Origin of the sequence: Streptomyces muensis, from assembly GCF_021474425.1 — a bacterium.
Lineage (GTDB): Bacteria > Actinomycetota > Actinomycetes > Streptomycetales > Streptomycetaceae > Streptomyces > Streptomyces muensis.
Genome location: NZ_JAKEIP010000527.1, coordinates 1 through 2,170, shown reverse-complemented (window position 1 = coordinate 2,170; position 2,170 = coordinate 1). Strand labels below are relative to the sequence as shown.

Sequence of the window (2,170 nt, the reverse complement as noted above, 5' to 3'; positions counted from 1 at the left end):
GGCGGGGGGCGGGGCGGCCTGCCGCACCTCGACTGGTCGTGCCTCGACTGGTCGTGCCTCGGGTCGCGGAGACTCGGATTGCGGAGCTTCGGGGCGCGAAGACTCGGCTTGCGGAGCTTCGGGTAGCAGAACGTCGGATCGCGGTACGGCACCCTGGGTTACGTCCGTCGGCTCCGGCCTCGCGTCCATGGGCGGGGGCGGGCCGAACTCCCCCAGCGGCGGCGCGACCGTGCCGGGCGCGGCGTCCTGGACCGGCTCCGGTGCCGACCCGGGCAACGCCCGCAGCCGGAAGGTGGGCGAGGCGTCCTGCTCCGGGCCCGGCAGCGGTCGTAGGACATGCGTGGGCCGGTCCCGATACGGCGCCGGTTCCTGCGGAAGCGGCGCTTCCGGCGTCCCCGGCTCCGAACGCTCCCTGTGCGGAGCCGTCCGTACCGGTTCCGCGGTGAACTCACTGGAGCCGTCCTCGGCCACCCGCAGCGGGACGACGTAACCGATGCGCTCGTCGTGGATCGTGGCGTGTACGGGGTGGCCGCTCGCGACCGCGATGCGCTGGAGGTGGGTCAGCACGGTGCGCTGGATCTCCTCGCCGGGGACGGCGGTGACGGGTACGCCGCCGATCGACGCGCCGGCCGCGCCCGGACCGGCGGCGGGGACGCGCACGTCGATCGGCGCGGCCACGGGGGCCGCGGAGGCCGCGGCGCGTTTCTGTTCCCGCTTCATCGCGCGGCTCAGTCGAGACATCGCTTCCCTCACTCGCATGCGCCGGGGCGATTCGCGGCCGCCGCGTTCGGGTCCCATGGTGCCCCCTCCCGCGCTCGCGTTCCGCTTCCCCGGCGTCAACATCCGGTAGTACAGATCGGACACGTCGTACACGTACTGTCGAGTCTCTCCGGCCGCGCGCGGCGCGGGCGTCACCGGGACGTCACAGACTCGTTCCAGGAGCTTGTGCCACGTCACAGCGTTCTCATGCCTGGCTCGAAGATCGATGGCGTGACGAGGGAGGAGTGCGGGCATGCGGAGTGACATGCACGTGCAGCAGGGGCGGTCCGAGCCGGGGCCGGAGATCTGGATCCGCGGGCCGGTGCCCCTGCCCGAGGAGCCCTCGCGCTCCCCTGCCGCCGCCACGCCCCGGCGCTTCTCCTGGGTGGGTGTGCACGGCGGGGCAGGTGTCACCACGCTCGCCACGGTCTACGGCGGCCAGGACTGCGGTCGCGTCTGGCCGGGCCCGGCCGATCCGCGGTCGGTGCTGCTCGTGGCCCGCACGCATGCGGTCGGGCTGGCCGCCGCCCTGGGCGCTCTTGAGGTCTTCCGCCGCGGTGAGGCTCCGCACGGGCTCGATCTCGACGCCGTCGTCCTGGTCGCGGACGCGCCGGGCCGGTTGCCGCGGCCGCTCGCCGAGCGGGTCAAGGTGATCGAGTCGGTCATCGACGTGTACCGGGTGCCGTGGGTGCCCGCCTGGCGGCTCGGCGAGCTGGGCGGGCAACGGCCACGGGAGGCGGAGGCGCTGGCCCGGCTGACGGGACACTCCCGCTGAGCCCGGCCCCGGCCGGACTGTCGGCCACCGAGATCGCCTCCGCCGTACGCTCGCGGAACCTTCGCGCCGTCGACGCCGTCGCGTCGGCCCTCGCCCGCATCGAACGGGCCGATCCCGTCCTGTCCGCCTTCATCGAGGTGTGGGAGGAGGAGGCGCTGCGGCGGGCCCGTGAGGTGGACGCACGGGTCGACGCCGGCGAGTGGCTGCCCTTGGCCGGCGTGCCGATCGGGGTCAAGGGGCGGCGCGGGCTGCGGACAGCGGGCCCGCTGCTCGCGGCGGGGTGCGTGGCGGTCGGCGCGACATCCGTTCCGGGGCCGGGAACCCCCTGGCAGACCTGGGGACTTGGCCGCTACGGCCGCACGGCCAACCCCTGGCGCCCCGACCGCACGCCGGGCGGCTCCTCGGCCGGTTCCGCAGCGGCGGTCGCGGCCGGCCTGGTCCCCCTCGCAACCGGCAGCGACGGCGCCGGCTCGGTCCGTATCCCGGCGGCGTGGTGCGGGGTCGTCGGCCTGAAGACCACCAACGGACACCTGCCGTCGACCGACCGCACGGGGCTCATGGCACTGGGGGTGCTCGCGCGGTCCGTGGCGGATGTGGCGGCGTACTGGGACGTGATGACGGGGAGCGGTGGGGGGT

2 protein-coding genes and 1 pseudogene are annotated in these 2,170 nt (G+C 75.0%); 2 read left to right on the top strand and 1 reads right to left on the bottom strand.

Going from position 1 to position 2,170, the window contains the following annotated elements; translation table 11 throughout:
• Positions 1-741 (bottom strand): annotated as a pseudogene (locus L0P92_RS44015) (tetratricopeptide repeat protein); the annotation flags it as partial.
• 271 nt (positions 742-1,012) lie between these two features.
• On the opposite strand from L0P92_RS44015, the gene L0P92_RS44010 reads away from it, so the two are divergent.
• A complete protein-coding gene (locus L0P92_RS44010; RefSeq protein WP_234768743.1) occupies positions 1,013-1,534 on the top strand; it encodes a DUF6668 family protein in 522 nt (173 codons plus the stop codon).
• A partial coding sequence (locus tag L0P92_RS44005; protein WP_234768744.1) for an amidase family protein occupies positions 1,531-2,170 on the top strand: 640 nt, incomplete at its 3' end. The genes L0P92_RS44010 and L0P92_RS44005, both read left to right, overlap by 4 nt.

Coding starts and splice junctions, on each gene's coding strand:
- L0P92_RS44010 (WP_234768743.1), top strand. CDS start 1,013: ATGCGGAGTGACATGCACGTGCAGCAGGGGCGGTCCGAGCCGGGGCCG.